At 69.4% G+C, this 21,224-nt stretch carries 19 protein-coding genes; 12 read left to right on the top strand and 7 right to left on the bottom strand.

The genetic code is table 11. The annotated features are described in order from the left end of the window. The 7 genes from nuoI to AB0M47_RS12030 all read left to right on the top strand — a co-directional run bounded on the left by nuoI (position 1) and on the right by AB0M47_RS12030 (position 7,787). Positions 1–537, top strand: coding sequence for an NADH-quinone oxidoreductase subunit NuoI (nuoI, locus tag AB0M47_RS12060; RefSeq protein WP_253759607.1), 537 nt, complete (start codon positions 1–3; stop codon positions 535–537). Beyond that, positions 534–1,310 (top strand): NADH-quinone oxidoreductase subunit J, encoded by a 777-nt coding sequence (locus tag AB0M47_RS12055; RefSeq protein WP_363412035.1) that lies wholly within the window; start codon positions 534–536, stop codon positions 1,308–1,310. Before nuoI ends, AB0M47_RS12055 begins: the two co-directional genes overlap by 4 nt. Before the next feature lie 14 nt (positions 1,311–1,324). After that, on the top strand, positions 1,325–1,615 hold the full coding sequence (gene nuoK, locus AB0M47_RS12050) for an NADH-quinone oxidoreductase subunit NuoK (protein WP_253763772.1): 291 nt from the start codon (positions 1,325–1,327) through the stop codon (positions 1,613–1,615). A gap of 7 nt (positions 1,616–1,622) precedes the next feature. Beyond that, positions 1,623–3,503, top strand: coding sequence for an NADH-quinone oxidoreductase subunit L (gene nuoL / locus AB0M47_RS12045; protein WP_363412033.1), 1,881 nt, complete (start codon positions 1,623–1,625; stop codon positions 3,501–3,503). Between the two features lie 13 nt (positions 3,504–3,516). Then, positions 3,517–5,052, top strand: a complete 1,536-nt coding sequence (locus AB0M47_RS12040) for an NADH-quinone oxidoreductase subunit M (protein WP_363412031.1) — start codon at positions 3,517–3,519, stop codon at positions 5,050–5,052. Further along, positions 5,052–6,596, top strand: a complete 1,545-nt coding sequence (gene nuoN / locus AB0M47_RS12035) for an NADH-quinone oxidoreductase subunit NuoN (RefSeq protein WP_363412029.1) — start codon at positions 5,052–5,054, stop codon at positions 6,594–6,596. Before AB0M47_RS12040 ends, nuoN begins: the two co-directional genes overlap by 1 nt. A 231-nt stretch (positions 6,597–6,827) precedes the next feature. Then, on the top strand, positions 6,828–7,787 hold the full coding sequence (locus tag AB0M47_RS12030) for a polyprenyl synthetase family protein (RefSeq protein ID WP_363412070.1): 960 nt from the start codon (positions 6,828–6,830) through the stop codon (positions 7,785–7,787). Positions 7,788–7,795: 8 nt separating this feature from the next. Here the strand turns inward: AB0M47_RS12030 and AB0M47_RS12025 are convergent, their stop codons facing one another. From AB0M47_RS12025 to eccE, 5 genes are all read right to left on the bottom strand, one after another. After that, positions 7,796–8,599 (bottom strand): helix-turn-helix domain-containing protein, encoded by an 804-nt coding sequence (locus AB0M47_RS12025; protein ID WP_363412027.1) that lies wholly within the window; start codon positions 8,597–8,599, stop codon positions 7,796–7,798. Between the two features lie 129 nt (positions 8,600–8,728). Continuing rightward, on the bottom strand, positions 8,729–10,822 hold the full coding sequence (locus tag AB0M47_RS12020) for a PhoX family phosphatase (RefSeq protein WP_363412026.1): 2,094 nt from the start codon (positions 10,820–10,822) through the stop codon (positions 8,729–8,731). Continuing rightward, positions 10,794–11,753, bottom strand: a complete 960-nt coding sequence (gene rarD / locus AB0M47_RS12015; RefSeq protein ID WP_363412024.1) for an EamA family transporter RarD — start codon at positions 11,751–11,753, stop codon at positions 10,794–10,796. Before rarD ends, AB0M47_RS12020 begins: the two co-directional genes overlap by 29 nt. An 86-nt stretch (positions 11,754–11,839) precedes the next feature. After that, complete coding sequence (locus AB0M47_RS12010) at positions 11,840–12,214, bottom strand: phage holin family protein (protein WP_363412022.1); 375 nt, start codon at positions 12,212–12,214, stop codon at positions 11,840–11,842. 59 nt (positions 12,215–12,273) lie between these two features. After that, complete coding sequence (eccE, locus tag AB0M47_RS12005) at positions 12,274–14,091, bottom strand: type VII secretion protein EccE (RefSeq protein WP_363412020.1); 1,818 nt, start codon at positions 14,089–14,091, stop codon at positions 12,274–12,276. A gap of 137 nt (positions 14,092–14,228) precedes the next feature. On the opposite strand from eccE, the gene eccB reads away from it, so the two are divergent. The 3 genes from eccB to AB0M47_RS11990 all read left to right on the top strand — a co-directional run bounded on the left by eccB (position 14,229) and on the right by AB0M47_RS11990 (position 16,415). Further along, positions 14,229–15,638: a type VII secretion protein EccB gene (gene eccB / locus AB0M47_RS12000; protein ID WP_363412018.1), complete on the top strand. Its 1,410-nt coding sequence runs from the start codon at positions 14,229–14,231 to the stop codon at positions 15,636–15,638. A 142-nt stretch (positions 15,639–15,780) separates the two neighbouring features. Beyond that, positions 15,781–16,101 (top strand): WXG100 family type VII secretion target, encoded by a 321-nt coding sequence (locus tag AB0M47_RS11995; protein WP_363412016.1) that lies wholly within the window; start codon positions 15,781–15,783, stop codon positions 16,099–16,101. A gap of 17 nt (positions 16,102–16,118) precedes the next feature. Then, entirely contained in the window at positions 16,119–16,415 is a 297-nt protein-coding gene (locus AB0M47_RS11990; protein ID WP_363412014.1) for a WXG100 family type VII secretion target, read from the top strand. A gap of 272 nt (positions 16,416–16,687) precedes the next feature. Here AB0M47_RS11990 and mycP read toward each other — a convergent pair whose 3' ends face one another. Continuing rightward, the gene (mycP, locus tag AB0M47_RS11985; protein WP_363412012.1) at positions 16,688–17,899 is read right to left on the bottom strand and encodes a type VII secretion-associated serine protease mycosin; all 1,212 of its coding nucleotides are present in this window, start codon (positions 17,897–17,899) and stop codon (positions 16,688–16,690) included. Positions 17,900–18,077: 178 nt separating this feature from the next. Between mycP and AB0M47_RS11980 the strand changes: the two genes are divergently transcribed. Together AB0M47_RS11980 and AB0M47_RS11975 are read left to right on the top strand one after the other, a co-directional pair. Beyond that, positions 18,078–19,916, top strand: coding sequence for an SseB family protein (locus tag AB0M47_RS11980; RefSeq protein ID WP_363412010.1), 1,839 nt, complete (start codon positions 18,078–18,080; stop codon positions 19,914–19,916). Next, on the top strand, positions 19,913–20,281 hold the full coding sequence (locus AB0M47_RS11975; protein WP_253759644.1) for a hypothetical protein: 369 nt from the start codon (positions 19,913–19,915) through the stop codon (positions 20,279–20,281). Before AB0M47_RS11980 ends, AB0M47_RS11975 begins: the two co-directional genes overlap by 4 nt. Before the next feature lie 4 nt (positions 20,282–20,285). On the opposite strand, the gene AB0M47_RS11970 is transcribed toward AB0M47_RS11975, so the two are convergent. Beyond that, entirely contained in the window at positions 20,286–21,218 is a 933-nt protein-coding gene (locus tag AB0M47_RS11970) for an alpha/beta hydrolase (RefSeq protein WP_363412008.1), read from the bottom strand. Positions 21,219–21,224: the final 6 nt, after the last annotated feature.

Raw genomic sequence — 21,224 nt, 5'->3', positions numbered from 1 at the left:
ATGGGTGCCTTCACCGGAATGGCCAAGGGCTTCGGGGTCACCTTCTCGCACATGTTCAAGAAGGTCGTGACCACGGAGTACCCGGAGAAGCCGGACGCGACCGCGCCCCGCTTCCACGGCCGGCACGTCCTCAACCGGCATCCGGACGGCCTGGAGAAGTGCATCGGGTGCGAGCTGTGCGCCTGGGCCTGCCCGGCCGACGCGATCTACGTGGAGGGTGGCGACAACACCGAGGAGGCCCGGTTCTCCCCGGGCGAGCGGTACGCCAGCATCTACCAGATCAACTACGCCCGGTGCATCTTCTGCGGCCTGTGCATCGAGGCCTGCCCGACTCGTTCGCTGACCATGAGCAACGAGTACGAGCTGGCCCGCGACGATCGCCAGGCGCTGATCTTCACGAAGGAGCAGCTGCTCGCGCCGCTGCTGCCGGGGATGGAGCAGCCGCCGCACCCGATGTACCTGGGTGAGACGGAGAAGGACTACTACCTGAGCGGGCCGACCAACCCGGGTGTCTCGGTGGGAGCTGAGGGGCGATGACTAGCGCACTTCAACTAGCGGCCGCGGCCGGTGGGGTGGCGACTTCCGAGAAGGTCGTCTTCTTCATCCTGGCCCCGATCGCGCTCATCGGCGCGATCGGCATGGTCGCCAGCCGCAACGCGGTGCACTCCGCGCTCTGGCTGGTGCTGACCATGCTGTGTCTCGGCGTCTTCTACATCGTGCAGGCCGGGCCGTTCATCGGCATGACGCAGATCATCGTCTACACCGGCGCGATCATGATGCTGTTCCTCTTCGTGCTGATGCTCGTCGGCAGGGACGCCTCGGACGCCGTGATCGAGACGTTGCGGGGTCAGCAGACCGCCGCGATCATCCTCGGCGTCGGCTTCGCCGGCCTGCTCGGCACGGGCCTGCTGCGCGTGGTCGAGAAGATGACGGTCACCGGGCTCGACGAGGCGAACGCCAAGGGCAACGTCCAGGGCCTCGCCTCGCTGCTGTTCACCAAGTACGTCTTCGCCTTCGAGATCTCCAGCGCGCTGCTCATCACCGCCGCCGTCGGCGCGATGCTGCTGGCGCACGTGGAGAAGCGCAAGGAAGACAAGATCAGCCAACCGGAGATGATGCGGGCGCGGTTCGCGCCGGGCAACTACCCCGGCCCCAAGCCGGGTCCGGGCGTGTTCGCCTTGTCAGACTCGGTGGCCACCCCGGCGAAGCTCCCGGACGGCACGCCCGCCCAGCGCAGCATCTCGCCGATCCTGCCGACTCGGGAGCTCACGGCCGCCGAGGTCGCCAACAAGCAGACGGAAGGGCGGTGATCGAAGTGACTCCGATGTGGTACATCGTGCTCTCGGCGGCGCTGTTCACCATCGGCGCGGTGGGCGTGCTCATCCGCCGGAACGCGATCGTCCTGTTCATGTGCATCGAGCTGATGCTGAACGCGGCCAACCTCTCGCTGGTCACCTTCAGCCGGATCAACGGCTCGCTGGACGGCCAGATCATGGCGTTCTTCTCCATGGTCATCGCCGCGGCGGAGGTCGTCGTCGGCCTCGCCATCATCATGGCCATCTTCCGTACGCGACGCTCCGCCAGCGTCGATGACGCGAACCTGCTGAAGTACTGAGGTCGCAATGCAGACATTGATCACCCTGGTGGTGGCGATCCCGGCGGTCAGCGCGGCGTTCCTGCTGCTGTCGGGCAAGCTGACCAACAAGTGGGGACACTGGCTCGGCGTACTCGCGACGGCGACGTCGTTCGTGCTCGGCCTGATCGCCTTCATCCGCCTCGCCGACCTGCCGTCCGACAACCGCGCGGTTCAGGTCCACCTATGGGACTTCATCCAGTCCGGCAAGCTCGACGTCGGGTTCGGCCTGCTCTTCGACCCGCTGTCGGCGGTCTTCGTGCTGCTGATCACCGGCGTGGGCTCGCTCATCCACCTGTACGCCGTGGGCTACATGGCGCACGACGAGGGACGCCGCCGCTTCTTCGGGTACTTCAACCTGTTCGTCGCGGCCATGCTCCTGCTGGTGCTGGGCAACAACTACGTGATGCTCTACCTCGGCTGGGAGGGCGTCGGTCTGGCGTCCTACCTGCTGATCTCGTTCTGGTACAACCGGAACTCGGCGGCGACCGCCGGCAAGAAGGCCTTCCTGATGAACCGGGTCGGTGACGCGGGCTTCGCCCTCGGCATCTTCCTGATGTTCTACACGCTCGGCACGACCGACTACGACAAGGTCTTCGACGGCGTGGGCAGCCTGGCCGCCGGCACGGTCCTGATGATGGGCCTGCTGCTCCTGCTGGGCGCGACCGGCAAGTCCGGCCAGTTCCCGCTGCAGTCCTGGCTCCCGGACGCGATGGAGGGCCCGACCCCGGTCTCGGCCCTCATCCACGCCGCGACGATGGTGACCGCCGGTGTGTACCTGATCGCACGGTCGAACCCGATCTTCTCGGCCAACCACACGCTCCAGACCGTGGTCGTGAGCGTCGGCGCGCTGACCCTGCTGATCGGCTGCATCATCGGCTGCGCCAAGGACGACATCAAGCGTGTCCTGGCCTGGTCGACCGTCAGCCAGATCGGCTACATGTTCCTGGGCGTCGGACTCGGCGGGGCGGCGTACGCCCTGGCGATCATCCACCTGCTCGCGCACGGCTTCTTCAAGGCCAACATGTTCCTCGGCGCGGGTTCGGTCATGCACGGGATGAACGACCAGACCGACATCCGCCGCTTCGGCGGGCTGGCCAAGTACATGCGGATCACCTGGCTGACCTTCATGATGGGCTGGCTGGCGATCATCGGCATCCCGCCGCTGTCGGGCTTCTACACCAAGGACCCGATCATCGAGGCGGCGTTCAACCGTCCCGGATGGACGGGCTGGCTCTTCGGCGGCGCGGCTCTGCTGGGTGCGGCGCTCACCGCGTTCTACATGACGCGGCTGTTCGTGCTCACCTTCCACGGACCGAAGCGCTGGACCGACGACATCGAGCACCCGCACGAGTCCCCGGCGATCATGACGATCCCGCTGATCTTCCTGGCCATCGGCTCCATCGTGGCCGGTTTCCTGATGAAGACCAGTGTCCTCGACTGGCTCACCCCGGTCGTCGACCCCGAGGGCGTCGTGGACGAGGTCCACCGGATCACGGCGGTCGAGGGCGCACTCCTGTCCGTCGCGGTCACCGTCATCGGCGCCGGGTTCGCGTACCTCCTGTTCCGCCGGGGGACCGCGTTGGTCGAGCAGCCGGCCGGCCCGTTCGTCACGGCGGCCCGGCGCAATCTGTACGCGGACGCCTTCAACGAGGCGGTCTTCGAGAAGCCCGGCCGCTGGCTCACCCGCGGCCTGGTGTTCCTCGACAACCGTGGGGTCGACGGGCTGGTGAACGGCCTGGCCGCGCTGACCGGCGGCGGGTCGAGCCGGCTCCGGCGGCTCCAGAACGGTTTCGTGCGCTCCTACGCGCTGTCCATGCTCACCGGCGCGCTTGTGGTCGTGGGCGCGTTCCTGATGGTCACGCTCTGATGGCGAGGTTGTGATGTACCTATCGATCATGACGGCGGCGCCGCTGGCCGGTGCGATCGCGGTGGCCTGTCTGCCGCGTAGTCGTGGCGCCCTGGCGAAGCTGATCGCGCTGGTCGTGTCGGTGGCAGTCCTCGTCGTCGCGGTTGTCGCCTGGTTCAAGTTCCAGCCCGGCGGCGACCGGTTGCAGCTCACCGAGAGCTACACCTGGATCCCGGCCTGGGGCGCGCGGTTCAGCTTCGGCGCGGACGGCATCGCCCTGGTGATGCTCGGCCTGATCGCTCTGCTGGTGCCACTGGTGATCATCGCCAGCTGGAACCACGCGGAGCAGGACAGCCGCCGCTCCGTACCGGCGTTCTTCGCGCTGCTGCTGTTCCTCGAGGGCTCGATGATCGGCGTCTTCGCCACCACCGACGTCCTGCTCTTCTACGTGTTCTTCGAGATCATGCTGGTCCCGATGTACTTCCTGATCGGCTCCTACGGCGCGGACGTGCCGCAGAAGCAGCGGCAGTACGCGGCGGTGAAGTTCTTCCTATACTCCCTGGTCGGCGGCCTGTTCATGCTGGCCGCCGTGATCGGCCTGTGGGTGCTGGGCGGGCACACCTTCGACTGGCAGACGCTCACCAGCGTCGAGTTCTCGCGCGGCGCCGGACGCTGGATGTTCCTCGGGTTCTTCCTCGCCTTCGCGATCAAGGCCCCGTTCTTCCCGTTCCACACCTGGCTGCCGGACGCCGGTGGCGCCGCCCCGGCCGGGGTGGCCGCGCTGCTCGTCGGCGTCATGGACAAGGTCGGAACGTTCGGCATCCTGCGGTACTGCCTGACGCTGTTCCCGGAGGCGTCGAAGTACTTCGCCCCGTTGGCGATCACGCTGTCGGTCGTCGGCATCCTGTACGCCGCACTGCTGGCGGTCGGCCAGAACGACCTGAAGCGGCTGGTGGCGTACACGTCGATCGCGCACTTCGGGTTCATCGGGGTCGGCATCTTCGCCTTCACCACCCAGGCGGCCACCGGAGCCGTGCTCTACATGCTGAACCACGGGCTCGCGACCGGCCTGCTCTTCCTCGTCGTCGGCATGCTGGTCTCCCGGCGCGGCAGCGCCGCGATCAGCGACTTCGGCGGCGCGGGCAAGCTGGTTCCGGCGCTCGCCGGGGTCTTCTTCTTCGCGGGGATGGCCTCGTTGGCCCTTCCCGGGCTGGCGCCCTTCGTCTCCGAGTTCCTGGTGCTGATCGGCACGTTCACGGTCAACAAGACCGCCGCCGTGATCGCCACCGTCGGGATCATCCTCGCGGCGGCGTACGTGTTGTGGATGTTCCAGCGGACGATGCAGGGCACGCTCAACCCGACGCTGAAGGAGGTCAGCGGGCTGCGCCAGGACATCTCCAAGCGGGAGATCCTGGTCGTCGCGCCGCTGATCGCGCTGCTGCTGGTCCTCGGCTTCTACCCGAAGCCGGTCCTCGACGTGATCAACCCGGCGGTGTCGGTCACGTTGCAGCAGGACCTGGGCGTGCAGGACCCCGCACCAACCCACTCCACGACTGAGGCGGGCAAGTAATGGACAACCTCACTCTGCCGCACCTGAACTACGCGGCACTGGCGCCGATGCTGATCCTGTTCGGCGCGGCGTGCGTCGGGATCCTCGTCGACGCCTTCGTGCCCCGGAAGGGCCGGTACGGCGTACAGCTGGTCGTGGCACTGGCCGGACTGGTCGGCGCGTTCATCGCGATCATCGCCCGGATCGGCAAGGTGACCGCCGACAACGCGGTCACCGCCGGCGGCGCGGTCGCGGTGGACAAGGCGGCGCTGTTCCTCCAGGGCGCGATCGTGGTGCTGGGCGCGGTGGCGCTGCTGCTCATCGGTGAGCGCGCGCTGGAGCGGGGCGGCCCGTTCGTCGCCCAGGCGGCGATCACCGTCGGCTCCGAGGCCGACCAACAGCAGGCCAAGACGGGGAGTGGGGCGACCGAGACGTTCCCGCTGGCGCTGTTCTCGCTGTCCGGGATGATGCTCTTCGTCGCCTCGAACGACCTGCTGACGATGTTCATCGCGCTCGAGGTCTTCTCGCTGCCGCTCTACCTGCTCTGCGCGCTGGCCCGTCGCCGGCGGCTGATCTCGCAGGAAGCCGCGCTGAAGTACTTCCTGCTCGGGGCGTACGCGTCGGCGTTCTTCCTGTTCGGCCTGGCGCTCCTCTACGGGTTCTCGGGTGGGGTGGGCTTCGCCCAGATCCACACGGCCGCCCAGGACAGCAAGAACCCCGTCGTCCTCCTGTACGCCGGCCTGGCGCTGCTCTCCATCGGTCTGCTCTTCAAGGCCGCCGCCGCGCCGTTCCACGTCTGGACGCCGGACGTCTACCAGGGCGCGCCGACGCCGATCACCGCCCTGATGGCGGCCTGCACCAAGGTGGCCGCCTTCGGCGGTCTGCTGCGGGTGCTCTACGTCGGCTTCGACCGCGTCGAGTGGCAGTACGCCCCGATCATCTCGGCGGTGGCGGCGCTCACCATGATCGTCGGCGCCATCCTGGCGGTCACCCAGACCGACATCAAGCGGCTGCTGGCGTACTCGGCGATCGCCAACGCCGGGTATCTGCTGGTCGGCGTCATGGGCAGCAGCAAGGACGGGCTGTCGAGCGTCATGTTCTACCTGGTCGCGTACGGGTTCACGGTGATCGCGGCGTTCGCCGTGGTGACCCTGGTCCGCGACGCCGACGGTGAGGCGACGCACCTGTCCCGCTGGGCCGGGCTCGGCCGCCGCTCGCCGTTCTACGCCACGGTGTTCACCGTGATTCTGCTGTCCTTCGCCGGTATCCCGTTGACCAGCGGTTTCACCGCGAAGTTCGCGGTCTTCTCGGCGGCCGGCGGCGGCGACCAGTCCTGGTTGATCATCGTCGGTGTGGTGAGCAGCATGATCCTGGCCTTCCCGTACCTGCGGGTGGTGGTCATGATGTGGCTCTCCGAGCCGGGCGAGTCCACTCCGTCGGTGTCGATCCCGGGCGCCCTCACCGCGGCCGCGCTCGTCATCGGCGTCGTGATCACGATCGCGGCGGGCGTGGTGCCGCAGCCGCTCATCGAACTGACGACAAATGCGGCGAGCTTCGTCCGCTGAGCGATTCAGCGGCGAGCTTCGTCCGCTGAGCGACTCGGCGGCGAGCTTCGTCCGTTAAACGTCCACTGAGTTACGCCTGCGCCCCGCCCCCTGGGATGATCTGTTGATCAGCCCCGGGGGCGGACGCGTACCGGCGGGGGCATGCTGGACGGGGGACGGCGATATGACAGGGTGGGGGACGTGGTGAACACGGCTGGTGGACGAACGGGGCTCGGTCTCCCCGACTCCGAACTGGAGTCGGAGGTCACCGCCGCGCTGGTGCGGGTGGAGGATCGGATCGTCGAGTCGGTGGACAGCGCCGACCCGTTCGTGGCGGAGGCGGCGCGGCATCTGCTCGACGCCGGGGGCAAGCGGTTCCGGCCGCTGCTGGTGATCCTGACCGGATACTTCGGCAAGCCCGATCCGGATCGGATCGCCGACGCCGGGGCGGTCATGGAGCTGACGCACCTGGCGACGCTCTATCACGACGACGTGATGGACGAGGCGAAGCTGCGGCGCAGCGCGCCGAGCGCGAACGCCCGCTGGGGCAACTCGCTGGCCATCCTGGTCGGCGACTACCTTTTCGCGCAGGCCGCCGAACTCGCGGCCAACCTGGGCACCGAGGCGGTCAAGCTGCAGGCCCAGACCTTCGCCAGGCTCGTGCACGGCCAGATCGCGGAGACCATCGGCCCGCGTGACGCCGACCCGATCGGCCACCACCTGCGCGTACTGGCGGAGAAGACGGGCTCGTTGATCGCGACGTCGAGCCGGCTCGGCGCGATGGTGTCCGGGGTGGAGGAGCCGCTGCTGCGCGCGCTGAGCGAGTACGGCGAGACCATCGGGATCGCCTTCCAGCTCTCCGACGACCTGCTGGACATCGCCAGCGAGTCCACCCAGTCGGGCAAGACGCCGGGCACGGACCTGCGCGAGGGCGTGCCCACCCTGCCCGTCCTCTACGCGCTCGCGGACGACGACTCCTCGCCCGACGCTCAGCGTCTCCGCGAGATCCTCGCCCTGGGCCCGCTCACCGACGACGCGCTCCACGCGGAGGCGCTCGGCCTGCTGCGCGACTCGGCCGCGCTCAAGCGCGCCCGCCAGACAGTCCACGGGTACGCCGACAGAGCGCGCGACGCCTTGATGGCGCTTCCGGACCTGCCCGCGCGAACCGCGCTGGCCGGGTTGTGCGACGTGGTGGCGGACCGCAGCAGCTGATCCTGGGGTCAGAAGGTCATCGGGGCAGGCGCTCCCGTCTGGGCGAGCGCCTCCCGTAAGTGCAGCGCGGTCTGCTGCAGCCGGGTGCGTACCAGGGTGGCCTTCTTCTGGAGGTCGCCGGCCGGCGTGGCGCACGCGATCACGAATCGCTGGTTCTCGTCGCGGTGCGTCCGGATGAGGACCGACCCGCACGCCAAGTCGGGGCGGTACTGCGCGATCTCGACCTGCATGCCGAGTCGTTCGCCGCGCGCGAGGTCGGCTTCCAGCGTCTGCACCGAGACCAGGGTGTTCCGGGTGAATCTGCGGAGTCCGGACAACTCCAGGTAACGGCGACGCTGCACCGGGTTGAGCGTGTTGAGCAACGATTTGCCCAACGCGGTCGCGTGCGCTCCATCGTCGAAGCCGGGCACCAGGTCTTCGACGTACGGCGAGCTGCGGCCCTCGGCCACCGCCGTGATGACGATGCGCTTGTCGACGAAACTGCCCAGGAAGTGGCTGTATCCCGACTCCCAGGCGGCCCGCCGGAGCACGTCGCCGACGGCGCTCGGGCCGCGGAAGGCGTGCACCAGCTCGCGGAACCGGTCGGCGACTTCCAAGCCCGTCGTGTACGCCCCGTCGGCGAGCCGCGTCAGATACCCCTCGTAGTGCAGCGTCCGGACCAGGTGGTACGCACTGGTGGCGCTCATGTCGCAGCGGCTGGCGATCTGCTTGACCGACAGGCCGGTCGGTTCACGCCCGACTGCTTCGAGGATTCGTAGCGCCCGGGAGACGCTCTGCACGAGATTGGGTGGCTCCGCCCGGGGCTCACGCATGGCCGCTCCTCAATCACAGTGGGTGACATCGGCTTCCGGTCTTCAAGAATAGGCGGAAACACGTGTGGCAGTCGACGCCCTCGACGAGATGAGCGCCGACTGCCACAGTGGTATGTCGGGAAAGGACGGTTAGCGGCCGATCGACCGGCCGTCCGGGTGCCACACGACCGCGATGCCGGGCTTGGCGTGGTCGCCGTCGGGCCACACCGAAGCGGGGCTGTCCCAACTCGCGCCACTGATCTCACCCGGGTGCTGGACGGCGACGAACAGTGACTCACCGTCACCAGTCAACGCCGGACCGCACGTTTCCGCGCCCTTGGGAACGGTGAGGAACTGCTTGAGATGTCCGGCCTCCGGGCCCGACAGCGGCACCGCGAAGAGGCCGTCGTTGGTGCCGAACGCGTTGCCGTCGGTGGAGATCCACAGGTTGCCCGAGCGGTCGAACATGACGTTGTCGGGGCAGGAGATCCGGGAGACCTTGGTCTTGTCGTACCCGGCGAAGTAGGTCGCCGGGTCCGCCGGGTCGCCGCAGACGATCGGGATCGACCAGGTGAAGGACGTCCCGGCGTGGTTGCCCCGGTCCTCGACCAACTCCAGGATGTGCCCGTGCTTGTTGGCGTTGCGCGGGTTCACCTCGTCCGCGGCAGCCTTGCCGGCGGTGCCGCGCTGGGTGTTGTTGGTCAGCGCGACGTAGATGTGGCCGGTGACCGGGTTGGCCTCGACGTCCTCGGGGCGGTCCATCTTCGTCGGGCCGATCTTGTCGGCCGCCAGCCGGGTGTGCACCAGGACCTGCTCGACGGTCATCCCCTCGACCATCGACCGGTTGTCCTTGACCAGCGGCAGCCAGACACCCGAGCCGTCGAACGCGCCGTCGCCGGGCAGCTTGCCGGAGCCGTCGATCTCGGCGGCGCTGGTGTAGGAGAACTTCGCGACGTACAGGTCGCCCGACTCCAGCAGGGTCAGGTTGTGCCGCTTGTCGCCCGGCCGGTATCGCTTGTGCGTGACGAACTTGTAGAGGTAGTCGAAGCGCTCGTCGTCACCCATGTAGACCGCCACCCGGCCGTCCGGGGCGATCACGATGTTCGCCGCCTCGTGCTTGAACCGGCCCAGCGCGGTGTGCTTGCGCGGGGTCGAGTCCGGGTCGAACGGGTCAACCTCGACGATCCAGCCGAACCGGTTGGCCTCGTTGGGCGTCACCGTGAGGTCGAAGCGCGGGTCGGCCTTGTCCCACTGCCGGGACCCGGACGGGTAGCGGGCCGCCGTGCTGATGCCGTACCGGTCCAGGCTGGCCTTGGCCTCCTGGGGCGCGCCGTCGGCGCCGACGAAGTACTGGTTGAAGTTCTCCTCGCCGGACAGCACCGTGCCCCACGGGGTCACGCCGCCGGAGCAGTTGTTGAGCGTGCCGATGACGGTCCGGCCCGCCGGGTCCGCCGCCGTACGCACCGAAGCCGTGCCCGCGACCGGGCCGGTCAGCCGGAACTTCGTCGACAGGGCGCTGATTCGCCGGTTGTACGCACGCCGGCCGTGCGCCACGGGACGCCACTGGCCGGTGCCGCGTACGCGCTCGATCTCCACCACGGACATGCCGTGCGCGGCGATCGCCGTCTTCTGCTGCTCGACCGTGAGGTTCGCCAGCCCGGTGAACCCGGGGAACATCAGCTCCTCGTTGGTGTACTCGTGGTTGCACACGAGCAGCGCGTGGCGGTCGGAGTGGTCCAGCGGCAGGATCGCCACGAAGTCGTTGTTGTAGCCGAACTGCTTCTCCTGCGCGGCCGGCGACTGGTCGTACGCGTCGAAGGCGGGCGCGCCGGGCACGACCGCGTCGCCCCAGCGGATCACGACGCTCTGGGCGTACCCGGCGGCGACGGTCAGCGCGTCGGCCGTGTTCGGCTCGACGGCCCCGAAGGTCAGCGGCTGCGGGCCCCGGCCCGGCCGCCAGCCGTTCGCCGCGTCCTCGGCCGTACCAGGAGCCGCCTCAGCGGCCTCGGACGATCCGGCGACGCCGGCGCCGGCCAGACCCAGCACGATCGCTCCGGCCCCCGCCGCCTGCAGTACGCCCCGGCGCGAGACCTCGGACCGAGCCATGTCCCCGAAGTACTCGTTGCCGGACTCGTTCGGCGCCGGATGGTCGCAGGCGTTGCCGCAGCGATAGAGGCACGTCATGGCCGAGCGGCTGCCGCCACTGTGGCCGCTGCTAAGCAGTGGGAGTGGTTTCCGTTTCATGAGGCCGGACGGTAAGTGCGGCAGATGATCCAGCGTCTTCCACGACGTGAACGGCGATTGAACGCTGCCTGGTCAGGTGGACGAAGCCGTCCGCGCTGAAGATGCCCAGAGCCAGCCAGACCAGTGCGAAACCGATCCATCGGGCGGTCGGCATCGGCTCGTGGAAATAGAAGACGCCGAGTCCGAATTGGATGATCGGCCCGATGTACTGGAGCATGCCGATGCCGTACAGCGGGATCCGGTTGGCCGCGCCCGCGAACATCATGAGCGGCACCACGGTCGCGATCCCCGAGAAGACCAGCAGGAAGGTGTGCGTCGCCCCGGCGGACCCGAACGAGCTGTGGCGCAGCGTCATCAGGTAGATCATGGCGGGCAGCGCCAGCACCGCCGACTCCACCAGCAGGCCGTCCGCCGGAGGCAGCCCGACCCGCTTCTTGACCAGCCCGTACAGGCCGAACGAACAGGCCAGGGTCAAGGCGATCCAGGGCAGCCGCCCGTAGTCGACGGCGAGGACGACCACGGAGACGACGCCGACCGCGACCGCGATCCACTGACCCCGGCGCAGGCGCTCATGAAGCACCGCGACGCCGAGCATGATGACCACCAACGGGGTGATGAAGTACCCCAGCGCGGTCTCCACGACTCGGGAGCTGTTCACGCCGTAGATGTAGGTGCCCCAGTTGACGGCGATGAGCACGGCGGCCAGCGCCATCGCGGCCAGTCGCTTCGGCTGCCTCCGCAGCCCGGCCACCGCACGCCAACGACGAAGTGCCGTGACGATGATCGTCACGGTCGCCAACGACCACACCACCCGGTGCGCGAGGATCTCCGCCGCCCCGGCCGCCTGTAGGTGCTTGAAATAGAGGGGGAAGAACCCCCACATCACGTACGCCCCGATGCCCAGGAGATAGCCGCGCCGGACTTCGTTCACCGGCCAACCCTATGCCCGGCGGGGCGTACGTGATGATCACCGTGGCCTCCGTCACCGGGGACCACGGTGGGCGTACACGTTGATTGTCAGTCTTTGTCGGGGATCGCGAGGTTGATCACCCAGCTGATGACCCCGACGATCAGGGCGCCGAGAATCGCGGACAGCACGCCCTCGACCTTGAACGGCAGCCCGAGCTGGTCGGCGATCCAGCCGGTCAGCAGGAACAGCAGACCGTTGACCACGAGCGCGATCAGGCCGAGGGTGAAGACGTAGAACGCGCAGCCGACGGTCTTGATGATCGGCCGCAGGATCGCGTTGACGACGCCGAAGATCGCGGCGACCGCGACCAGCGTGCCGATCTGGCCGATCACGGAGTCGGTGTCGAGGTAGATGCCGCTGATGAGGAGCGTCGCGATCCATAACGCGACCGCGTTCACCGCCAACCGGAGGAGGATGCCCATCCGCGCATCGTGCCATAAGCCCGCACAACCGGCGATACCCGAGTTCACCGCGAATCCCGTTACGCCAGAAGCTGTTGCTCCATCGGCGCGGTGCCGAGCGACGCCCAGCGGACCGAACGGCGATGCACCACACCGATCAGGCCCGGCACCGGGCGGCTGAGCGCCTCCCGCTGGTTGTCGCTGAGACCGAGGACGGAGACCGCCAGCGCGGCGGCCTCAGCCGTGGTGGGCTGGAGCAGCGCGATGTCGGCGTGCCCGAGAGCATCGATGTCCACAGGGGACAGATCCTCCCGGACCACCAGCGTCGTCTGCCACGGGTGACCGGCGGACCGGTCCGCCCCGACCGGGCCGACGTCGACCACCATCATCAGCGGCCGCAACTGAGTCGCCGGCGGGACCGCGAGCGGCTGCCCGGGCGCCACGATGGCCAAGGAGTCGTTGGGGCCGCCCAGGTTGCGGAAGAACCGCTCCCAAGCCGGCGGACGGGCCGTCTGGACGACCACGCGGGCGCCGAGGGCCAGCGCCCGCAGCGTCAGCAGCTGAGCCGACTGGGTGCCGCCCACGAGCATCGCCCGCGTCGCCTGCGGCCGGAAGATCCGGATCGACACCGGTTCGCGACGGCGGTTCGGGCCGATCATCAGACCGGCGGAGCCGATGGGCGTACGCATCATCGTCAGTGGCGCGGCCGGCCGGGAGATGCCGTGCTCCACCTCGGTCGGCATGTCGGCCGGGGCCGAGCCGCCCAGCGGCAGCGAGTCGCAGAAGCCTTCGAGGTGCTCGCCGTCGAGGCGGTGAGCGGCGGCGCGGTCCGCGCCGAGGACGCGATGCAGTGCCGTGTCGGCCTGCGTCAGGCTCGTCTGGTCCGCGGCCGTCAGCCGGACCACCAGGTCGGTACGCATCTCGGCGGCCTCGCCGGTCGTCCACGGGCCGGCGGTGAGGCTGACCGTCACCGCTCGGGCCGGGATCGCCATCAGCCGCGTCACGAGGTCGCGGGCGGCCTCGGTCCGCAGATCGGGCCAGCGGCGTACGCGATAGGAGGCGTGCAGCAGACCGCCCGCGGTGACGCCCGACCACGCCTCGCGAACCGGGTTGGCCCCGTCGTGCGCGGCCAGTTCCAACACCGTCCGCAGCGCCGCGTCGTCGTCGAGCACCCGGCTCGGGATCGTGTCCAGCTTGCGGCGGACCTTCCGGATCACGCCGCTCAGCGCGCGGCGCAGGTCGGTCTCCTCCCAGCCTTCAGCGGCCGGCACGTGCACCGCGATGAGCATGCGCTCCGAGGCGGGCAACCGTCCCTCGGTGAGCTGCCGGTACGCCTGAGCCGGGGCGCCCGGCCCGCCGACGGGGACGGAGGCGTAGACCAGCTGGACCCGGAACCGGGGCGTGTTCGGCGCGGGCGGCGGCAGGAGGCCGGCCGGCGAGGGCACCGAGAGCAGCCCGCTCGGCAGCAGGCTGTCGTCGCCGATCTCCAGGACCGCGGTCAGCCCTTCCTCGTGGGCGATCACCGCGCCCGGCTCGCCGTCGAGCTCCATCCTGTCGACGGAGACGCCGGGCCGGACGAACTGGAGCAGGGCGGCGCCGTCGGAGCCGGGCGCCAGGCTCCGGCGGTGCGTCCGGTAGCTCAGCCAGATCCGCATCCACTGGAACAGCCAGCGGCCCCGCAGCCGCGCCCAGGCCAGCACGATGAGGGCGGCGGCGACCACGGCCAAGCCGATGGTGGGCACCACCCCCCAGAGCAGGCCGACGAGCAGCAGCGCCACCGCCAGCTCGGTGGCCACGATTTGGCCACTGTGGACACGGTTGGGGTTGCTGCGCCGTCGCGCGCCCCCGGTAACCGTCGGCTGAAGGGACGTTGGTGAATGCACAACGCCGACCGTCATCCGGTTCGCCTCCCCCTGGTCCGCCCGCCCCGGCACACCGGTGAGCGGGTGATCCCGCCGACGCATCGAGGTGGGTCGGCGGCAAGTTCCTCCGGCCGCCTATCCTAGGCGGGTCTTGCGTCACTTGGGGAGGGACGATGCCGTCGAGGCAGGATCAGCTGCATTCCTACCAGTTCTCCGTTCAGCGCGTCGTGTCGGCGTTGGTGATGCGGGAGACCGACCCGGCCCAGTTCCCGTTCCGCCGGGTGACGGTCGCCGGATTCGCCAGCTTGATGATCGGCATCGTGCTGATCGCCGGATTCGGGGTGTACGCCCTGTTCACCGGCGGGGCGTCCGAAACGTGGAAGCAGAAGACGAACGCCGTGCTGCAGGAGAAGGGGACCGGCGCGCACTACGTCCTCAAGGACGGTGTGTTGCACCCCACCCTGAATCTCGCCTCCGCCCTCCTGTACGCCGGCGGCAACGAGCGGGCGGTCATCGAGGTGAGCGCCAAGTCGCTCGCGACGGTGCCTCGGGGTGCGATGGTCGGCATCCCGGACGCCCCCGACTCGGTGCCGACGGCGGACCGTCTCATCAACAGCACCTGGACGGTGTGCACGCTGCCCGTGACGGACGGGGCGTCGGACGAGGGCGGGCAGCGGTCGCTGCTGGCCGTCGGGAACCTGCTCGGCGTGGCCGACGGCGGGACGGCGCTGACCGACGAGACCGGGATGGCGGTGAGCGTACCGGGGGACGACGGCGCCTGGCTGATCTGGCACCAGCGGCGCTATCTCATCAAGAACGTCAGCACGGAGGTCCTGGGCGCGCTCGGCATCAGCCAGGATCCGAAGCAGCTGCCCGAGGTGGACCGGGCGTTCCTCAACGGATTCGCCCAGGGCGACCCGATCCAGGCGCCGGCGGTGTCCGGCACGATGGACGAGAAGTCCGGCGTACGCGACTACAACGTCGGCGACGTCATGCGCTTCCGCGGCCCGGCCGGCGACCGGTACTTCGTGGCCGCCAAGGGCAGCCTCCAGGAGATCACGCAGGTACAGGCGGCGCTGCTGAAGCCGCGGGTGTCGCCGCCGTCCATTCAGGAGCTTCCAGGCGACCTCGGCAAGAGCCTGATCCCGCAGGGCGACGGCGCGCCGCCGAGCACGCCCATCAAGGCCGTCGACCGGGGCGACTCCGCGGTGTGCGCCACCGCCGCCGACGACTCCGGCTTCACCTCGGTCCGGTACGGCGTCGCGGTCCCGCCGGTGGCGGCCCTGATGCGGACGGCGGGCAAGAGCGCCAAGACGGGCGCGCCGCTGGCCGATTACGTGTCGGTGCAGGGCGGCCGTGGCGTACTGGTCGAGGGTTACACCGTGGCGAAGACGTCCAGCGGCGTGGTGAGCCTGGTGACCGACGCGGGGCAGCAGTTCCCGATCGGCGACGCGGCCGCGTTGGCAGCATTGGGATTCAGCGCCGCCAAACCGTCCAAGATGCCCGTGAACCTCGTGGCCTTGTTGCCGCAGGGCGCGGAGTTGAGTCAGACGGCCGCCGCGACGACCGTGACCCTGGGCTGACGTGCCGCTCAGCTCAGTTGATGGAGTTATCCACAGGGGGTGGCGTCGCTTGTTTTGGGCGGCTACCGTTCTGCGCAGTGCGTCGATCGGACAGAGGTCGACGGTGGGGACCCGTATTTTTAGACAGGGAGCGGGGTGACACATGTCCCAGACGGCAGCACAAACCGCGTTCATGGAGACGACTGCCAGCAAGTTCGAGACCACCAATGGTGAGCTCCAGAGCATGCTGCGGACTCTGATGGGCAATCTGGAGATCCTGAAGTCCGGCTGGAAGGGCGCCGGTGGCCGGTCGTTCGACCAGGTCAAGGAGCAGTGGAACCAGGACCAGGCCAAGCTGCAGCAGGCGTTGCTGGAGACGGCGAACGCGATTCGTACGTCGGGTCGGGATTACGCGAACACCGACTCGGAGTCGTCGAGCCGGATGAACAACGTCAACCGCGGCGGCATCAACCTGTCGCTCTGACCTGGGGAGGTTAGGAAATGTCCGACGACAGCCTTGTCGTAAATTTCGCCTCGATGCAGCAGGCGGCCGGTGACATCCAGTCCGCGCTGACCAAGCTCAACGGCTCGCTCGACACGCTCGAGTCCGACGCCGCCAAGCTGGTCGCGACCTGGGAAGGTGACGCCCAGGAGGCGTACTCGCGCCGTCAGGCGCAGTGGCGTGCGGCTTCGCGCGACCTCTCGCAGATGCTCCAGGACATCAAGGGAGCGCTCGAGGAGTCGGCTTCGCACTACCACTCGACTGAGAAGAAGAACACCGGCCTGTTCGCCGGCTGATCTTCCAGCGAAGGCGGCGGCAAGGACCACGACGGTCCTTGCCGCCGTTGCTTTTTGTCCCCGTTGTATGTCCCACTTGGACAGTCGGCACGAAGTGTGCCGAGTTCCCGAAGTGTGCCGAGTTCCCCGGCGTCACGATCGCCTTATCCACGGTGAACGTGTCCAGTGAACGAAACGGCCGCGCTGCCAGGCAGCGCGGCCGTTCGGGTCGTCAGGGACTGTCTCGCAGCAGCCAAGCTCATTCGGCAGCCAAGCTCATTCGGCAGGCAAGCTCACTCGGCCGGACGCCACCGCCGCCGAGCGCCGTTGAACAGAATCGACGAGCTGAGCAGCACGATGACGGTGAGGGCCACGCCACCGAGGGCCAGCCACAGCGCCATCGCCTTGCGATCGGCGGCCCGCTGCTTCGCCGCCACGATCTGCGGGTCCTCTTCCGGCATCGGCGCGGGCGGGTTCTTGAACGCGGCCCCGAAGGCCGGCACCTCGTTGACCGCGCGGACCGGGTCGACCACTCCGGCGCCGTAGGTCTTCGAGTTCTTGCCACCCGGTGACGGATCGGCGGTCGCCATGATCTGGCTGACGTACTGCGCGGCGGTCCAGTTCCGGTGGGCCTGCTTGAGCAAGGCCACCGTGCCGGCCACCACCGGCGCGGCGAAACTGGTTCCCTGGGCCTCGGTGTAGATGCCCGGCGTCCAGCCCGTCAGGATGCCGCCACCCGGAGCCGTCACATCGACGTAGGTGCCGGTCGTGGAGTTGCCCCAGAGCGATCCGTTGCTGGTGATCGCGCCGACTCCGAGGACACCCGGCACGTTGGCCGGGAAGCTGTTCTTCGCCTTCGGGTCGTTGCCGACCGCCGCCACGACGACCACGTTCTTGTCGAGCGCCCGCTGTACGGCGTCGGCGAAGACCTTGTGCTTGTCCGGGTCCGCCTCGCCGTCCAGGTATGCGAACGAGATGTTGATGACGTCGGCGCCCTGGGCGACCGCGTAGTCGATGGCGGCCGCGATCTTGCCGTCGTCGGTCTTGCGGCCGTCGTCGTCGCTGCCGCCGACGGTCTCGTTGACCCGAATGGGGAGGATGGACGCGCCCGGAGCGACTCCGCGGAAACCCGACCGTGCGTTGCCGGCGATCAGCGACGACACCGCCGTCCCGTGGCCGCGGCAGTCTTCCCGGCCCTTGGTGGCGTTGCCGGCCTCCAGGAAGTCCTTCCCGGTGCTGAGCACCCGGCCTTTGAGCGCCGGATGGGTCGCCTGCACACCGGAGTCCAGCACTGCCACGACGACGCCCCGGCCGTCCAGGTTGGCCGGCAGCCGCCCCAGGGCGAACCGCGCGAGCATCCAGTTGCCGCTGTCATCCTTTGGCGGATCTGCGACAGGTGCCTGGGTCGAGTTCACGCCCTCACAGTTGGCCAGGGCGGGTGCCGCCGGTACCACGACCAAGGCGGCACCCAGCAGGGACACCGTCGCGAAAGCGCGCAGCCTCATAGATCGCCTCCCCCAAATCCGGGGCCGATGCTATCGCAAGCCGGGCATCCGCCGCGGCTCGGCAGAAGGGATGCCGTTCCGAGCACCGGTGGATATCCCGCAGCGAGGTCGCCTCTTGTTAGGTTGTATAGGCGCGGGGTAGCTACGTGATAGCGCACCGGAACCATGGGAGGACACCTTGGCCGAGTGGCAGCCAAGCACGCAGGCCGAAGCCGCCTTGCGTGACGCGCTGCGTGCCGGGGATCAGGATCGGTATTTTCACATCCTCTCCCAGCTGGAACTGCTCCTGCCGGTGCCGCCGGAGGGCACTGCTCAGGGCACCGGCGGCTGGGGCACCTGGACCGCCGACCGGCGTACGCACGTGCTCGCGTTCACTTCCTACGAGGCGATGTACGCCTGCCTGGCGCAGAACGCCGGCTCAGCGCGTACGGTGCCCTATCTGCGGCTGGCCGAGCAGTGGCCGAACCACGAGTGGTGGCTGGCGGTGAACCCGGGGCTCCCGATCGAGGGATATCTCCCGGCGTGGTTCATCGCGCAACTCGCCCAGCAGATTCGGGCCGAACTCAGCCGTCCCGAGCCGCCTCGGCTGTCACCACCTGGTCCGATGCGAGAGGCCCGGCCGGACGCTCGGCCCACGCCGCCCGGGGCGGATCAGGGCGGGCGCAACGGCTCGCCACCACGGTCGCGAGCGGAACGCCTGGAGGCGCTCACCCGCGCGCAGGCCGGCGCGACGGGGTACGCCCCGACGACGCCGCCCGCGGTGAACGCGCCGCCACCGGTGAACCCGGCGCTGAACCCGCCCGTGAACCCGGCCTCGACGAACCCGGCCCCGATGAACCCGCCGCCGCCGGAACCGCCGGCGCCAGCGGTCCCGCCGATGAGCCCGCCGCCCACGTCGCCGCCGCCCAAGCCGGAGCAACGGCAGTCCAACGGCACGCCGCTGCTGGAACTGGAGTCGGCCGGCCGCCCGGCCGGAGGCCGCCACGCCGACGCCTTCGTCCCGGCGAACGAGGTCGAACGGCAGCTCTTCGACGCCGCCGAGGTGGACAACACCGACCTCTTCCTCTCCACGCTGCTGCTGGCTCAGGTGCTCGTCCCGGTGGCGGCGAGCGCGCGTGGGGTGCTCCGGCCGGGCGATCCGGGCTTCGGCTGGCAGACCCAGCAGATCGACGGGCAGCCCTACGTCGTGGTGTTCACCTCGACGGAGCGCGCCGGCGCCCAGGCTGGACAGTGCGTACGGGTGCGGTTCATCCAGCTCATCAGTGCCTGGCCGGACGAGACGTGGTCGTTCGCCGTCAACCCCGGTACGCCTGTCGGCGCGACGCTGCCCGGCGATCAGGTGGTGACCCTGGCGAGCTGGGCCGGCCGGATGGGGTTGTCGAGCGAGGAGACCTCCGAGATCCGCTCGTCGGTCCCGGCGGTGTCGCCGAAGGCCGCTCCGCCGACGGTGATGCAGAAGCCCATCTCGCCCAGCCAGATCGGCTTCTACCTCGAACGCGGCTACGACCGGGTGTCCGGCTTCGTCCATCGGGCCCACGAGGTCGGCCAGCTCAAGACGCCGGACCAGATGCGGCAGGCGCTCGGGTTGACCTGGCAGGGGTCGCCGTTCGAGGAGGAGGCCGACGAGATCTTCATCCTGCGCTGGTCGGCGTACCGGCCGAGCCTCTATCGGATCCCGTACGGCGGGCAGACCGAGGCCGCGATGAAGGCGATGGAAGGCTGGGTCATCGAGCGGTCGCCGTTCCGCGGCAACGGGTTCGCCCCGGGCGAGTCCAGTACGGTCATCGCCGAGTTCAAGGTGGACAGCGCGCGGCTGCCCCACGGCGCCCGGTTGCTGCGCCTCGGCGCGGACGGCGTCGAGGAGATCATCGCGGTGCTCGACGCCGACGGGCCGCGCTGGCTGCGGGTAGGGGAGTACCCCCGCAAGCCCGCACCGGCGCCCGACCACGGTGGCGGCGAGGGCCGACCGGCCGTCGAGGGCACCATCGAGGGCGAACTCGTCGGGGAGGAAGAATGACCGTGCGCGACGGCTACATCGCCCGGTGGCGGGGCCTGGAATACGAGGCCAGCCCGGACGGCGACGACGTGCGGATCTACCTGCCCGAGCCGGCCGACGGCTTCGAGGAGGTACGCCCCGGGCGCTACGTCCGGGTGCTTCCGATCGCCCAGGTCGACGACTTCTGCTACGTACGCACGGCGTGCACCTGGCGGGGCGAGCCGTTCATCGTGCTCGGCCGCCACGAGAAGTGGTTCCGGGTGGAGTACACGGGCGGGAAGGCTCCGGTGGCCCGCGACCTCGGCCTGGAGGAGTTCGACTACGGCGTCTACCAGGGCTGGGCCCCGGTCGCGGACGTCAACGACCTCCGCGAAGTACGCGTCTGACCGGTCAGGCCTTGATCCAGCGGAGGATCTCGCCGGTCACCGTCTCGGCCGCCTCCAGGTGCGGGAAGTGGCCGATGCTGTCCAGCAGCCGCCACTCGTACTCGGCCAGCACGTAGCGCCCTGAGCCTTGGGCGGTCGATGGGAGGGCCGCCGTGTCCAACGCGCCATGCAGTTGGAGGGTCGGTGTGACGATCGGTTCCCGGAGCTGCCGGGTGAACCGGTAGCCGTGCCAGCGCAGGACCGAGCGGAACGCCCACCGGTACGCCTCCAGCGCGCAGAACATCGCCTGCGGAATGCGCATCGCCTGGCAATACCGGTCGCGGACTTCGGCGTACGAGTTGGTGGAGCGGAACGACGGGCCGGTCCAGGCGTCGAGGAGTGCGCCGATCGCGGCGGCGTCGTCCCGGGTGAGCTGGTGCTCGTAGCGGGGCAGCTGGAAGCGCAGCAGCTGCGCGGAAGCCGCGGTCTGCCCGCGCAGGTCGGTGAGGATGGCCGAGCGCAGCCGCAGTGGGTGCGCGGCGCCGAGCACGACGAGCCGCCGCACCATGCGGGGGTGGAACGCGGCGGTGGTCCACGCGATCATGCCGCCCGCGCCTGCGCCGACCAGGGCGGCGTCGCGTTCGCCGAGCGCGCGGATCAGGCCCATCACGTCGGCGGCGAGGGTGAACCCGTCGTAGCCGCGCGGCGGTTTGTCGGTCGCGCCGTAGCCGCGCAGGTCGACCGCGACCGCCCGGTAGCCCGCGTCGGCGAGCGCGACCATCTGCGCGTGCCAGCCCCACCAGAACTCCGGGAAGCCGTGCAGCAGCAGGACGAGCGGGCCGGTGCCGGCCTCGACGACGTGGAAGCGCGAGCCGTTGGCGTGGACGAAGCGATGCGTCCAGGGGCCTTCGACGAGTACGCAGGCCTCGTCGATGATGTGCCGCCGCTCGCTGTCCACGGCGGC

The organism is Hamadaea sp. NPDC051192 (assembly GCF_040682475.1).
Classification (GTDB): Bacteria; Actinomycetota; Actinomycetes; order Mycobacteriales; family Micromonosporaceae; genus Hamadaea; species Hamadaea flava.
This window is presented reverse-complemented; position numbering and strand designations above follow the sequence as displayed.

Excerpts from the sequence above, each read along its gene's own strand:
- eccE (WP_363412020.1), bottom strand. The coding sequence starts at position 14,091 with ATGACGGTCGGCGTTGTGCATTCACCAACGTCCCTTCAGCCGACGGTT.
- nuoK (WP_253763772.1), top strand. The coding sequence starts at position 1,325 with ATGTGGTACATCGTGCTCTCGGCGGCGCTGTTCACCATCGGCGCGGTG.
- AB0M47_RS11990 (WP_363412014.1), top strand. The coding sequence starts at position 16,119 with ATGTCCGACGACAGCCTTGTCGTAAATTTCGCCTCGATGCAGCAGGCG.
- eccB (WP_363412018.1), top strand. The coding sequence starts at position 14,229 with ATGCCGTCGAGGCAGGATCAGCTGCATTCCTACCAGTTCTCCGTTCAG.
- AB0M47_RS12020 (WP_363412026.1), bottom strand. The coding sequence starts at position 10,822 with ATGAAACGGAAACCACTCCCACTGCTTAGCAGCGGCCACAGTGGCGGC.
- AB0M47_RS12010 (WP_363412022.1), bottom strand. The coding sequence starts at position 12,214 with ATGGGCATCCTCCTCCGGTTGGCGGTGAACGCGGTCGCGTTATGGATC.
- nuoI (WP_253759607.1), top strand. The coding sequence starts at position 1 with ATGGGTGCCTTCACCGGAATGGCCAAGGGCTTCGGGGTCACCTTCTCG.
- AB0M47_RS12055 (WP_363412035.1), top strand. The coding sequence starts at position 534 with ATGACTAGCGCACTTCAACTAGCGGCCGCGGCCGGTGGGGTGGCGACT.
- nuoL (WP_363412033.1), top strand. The coding sequence starts at position 1,623 with ATGCAGACATTGATCACCCTGGTGGTGGCGATCCCGGCGGTCAGCGCG.
- AB0M47_RS11975 (WP_253759644.1), top strand. The coding sequence starts at position 19,913 with ATGACCGTGCGCGACGGCTACATCGCCCGGTGGCGGGGCCTGGAATAC.
- nuoN (WP_363412029.1), top strand. The coding sequence starts at position 5,052 with ATGGACAACCTCACTCTGCCGCACCTGAACTACGCGGCACTGGCGCCG.
- mycP (WP_363412012.1), bottom strand. The coding sequence starts at position 17,899 with ATGAGGCTGCGCGCTTTCGCGACGGTGTCCCTGCTGGGTGCCGCCTTG.
- AB0M47_RS11995 (WP_363412016.1), top strand. The coding sequence starts at position 15,781 with ATGTCCCAGACGGCAGCACAAACCGCGTTCATGGAGACGACTGCCAGC.
- AB0M47_RS12025 (WP_363412027.1), bottom strand. The coding sequence starts at position 8,599 with ATGCGTGAGCCCCGGGCGGAGCCACCCAATCTCGTGCAGAGCGTCTCC.
- AB0M47_RS12040 (WP_363412031.1), top strand. The coding sequence starts at position 3,517 with ATGTACCTATCGATCATGACGGCGGCGCCGCTGGCCGGTGCGATCGCG.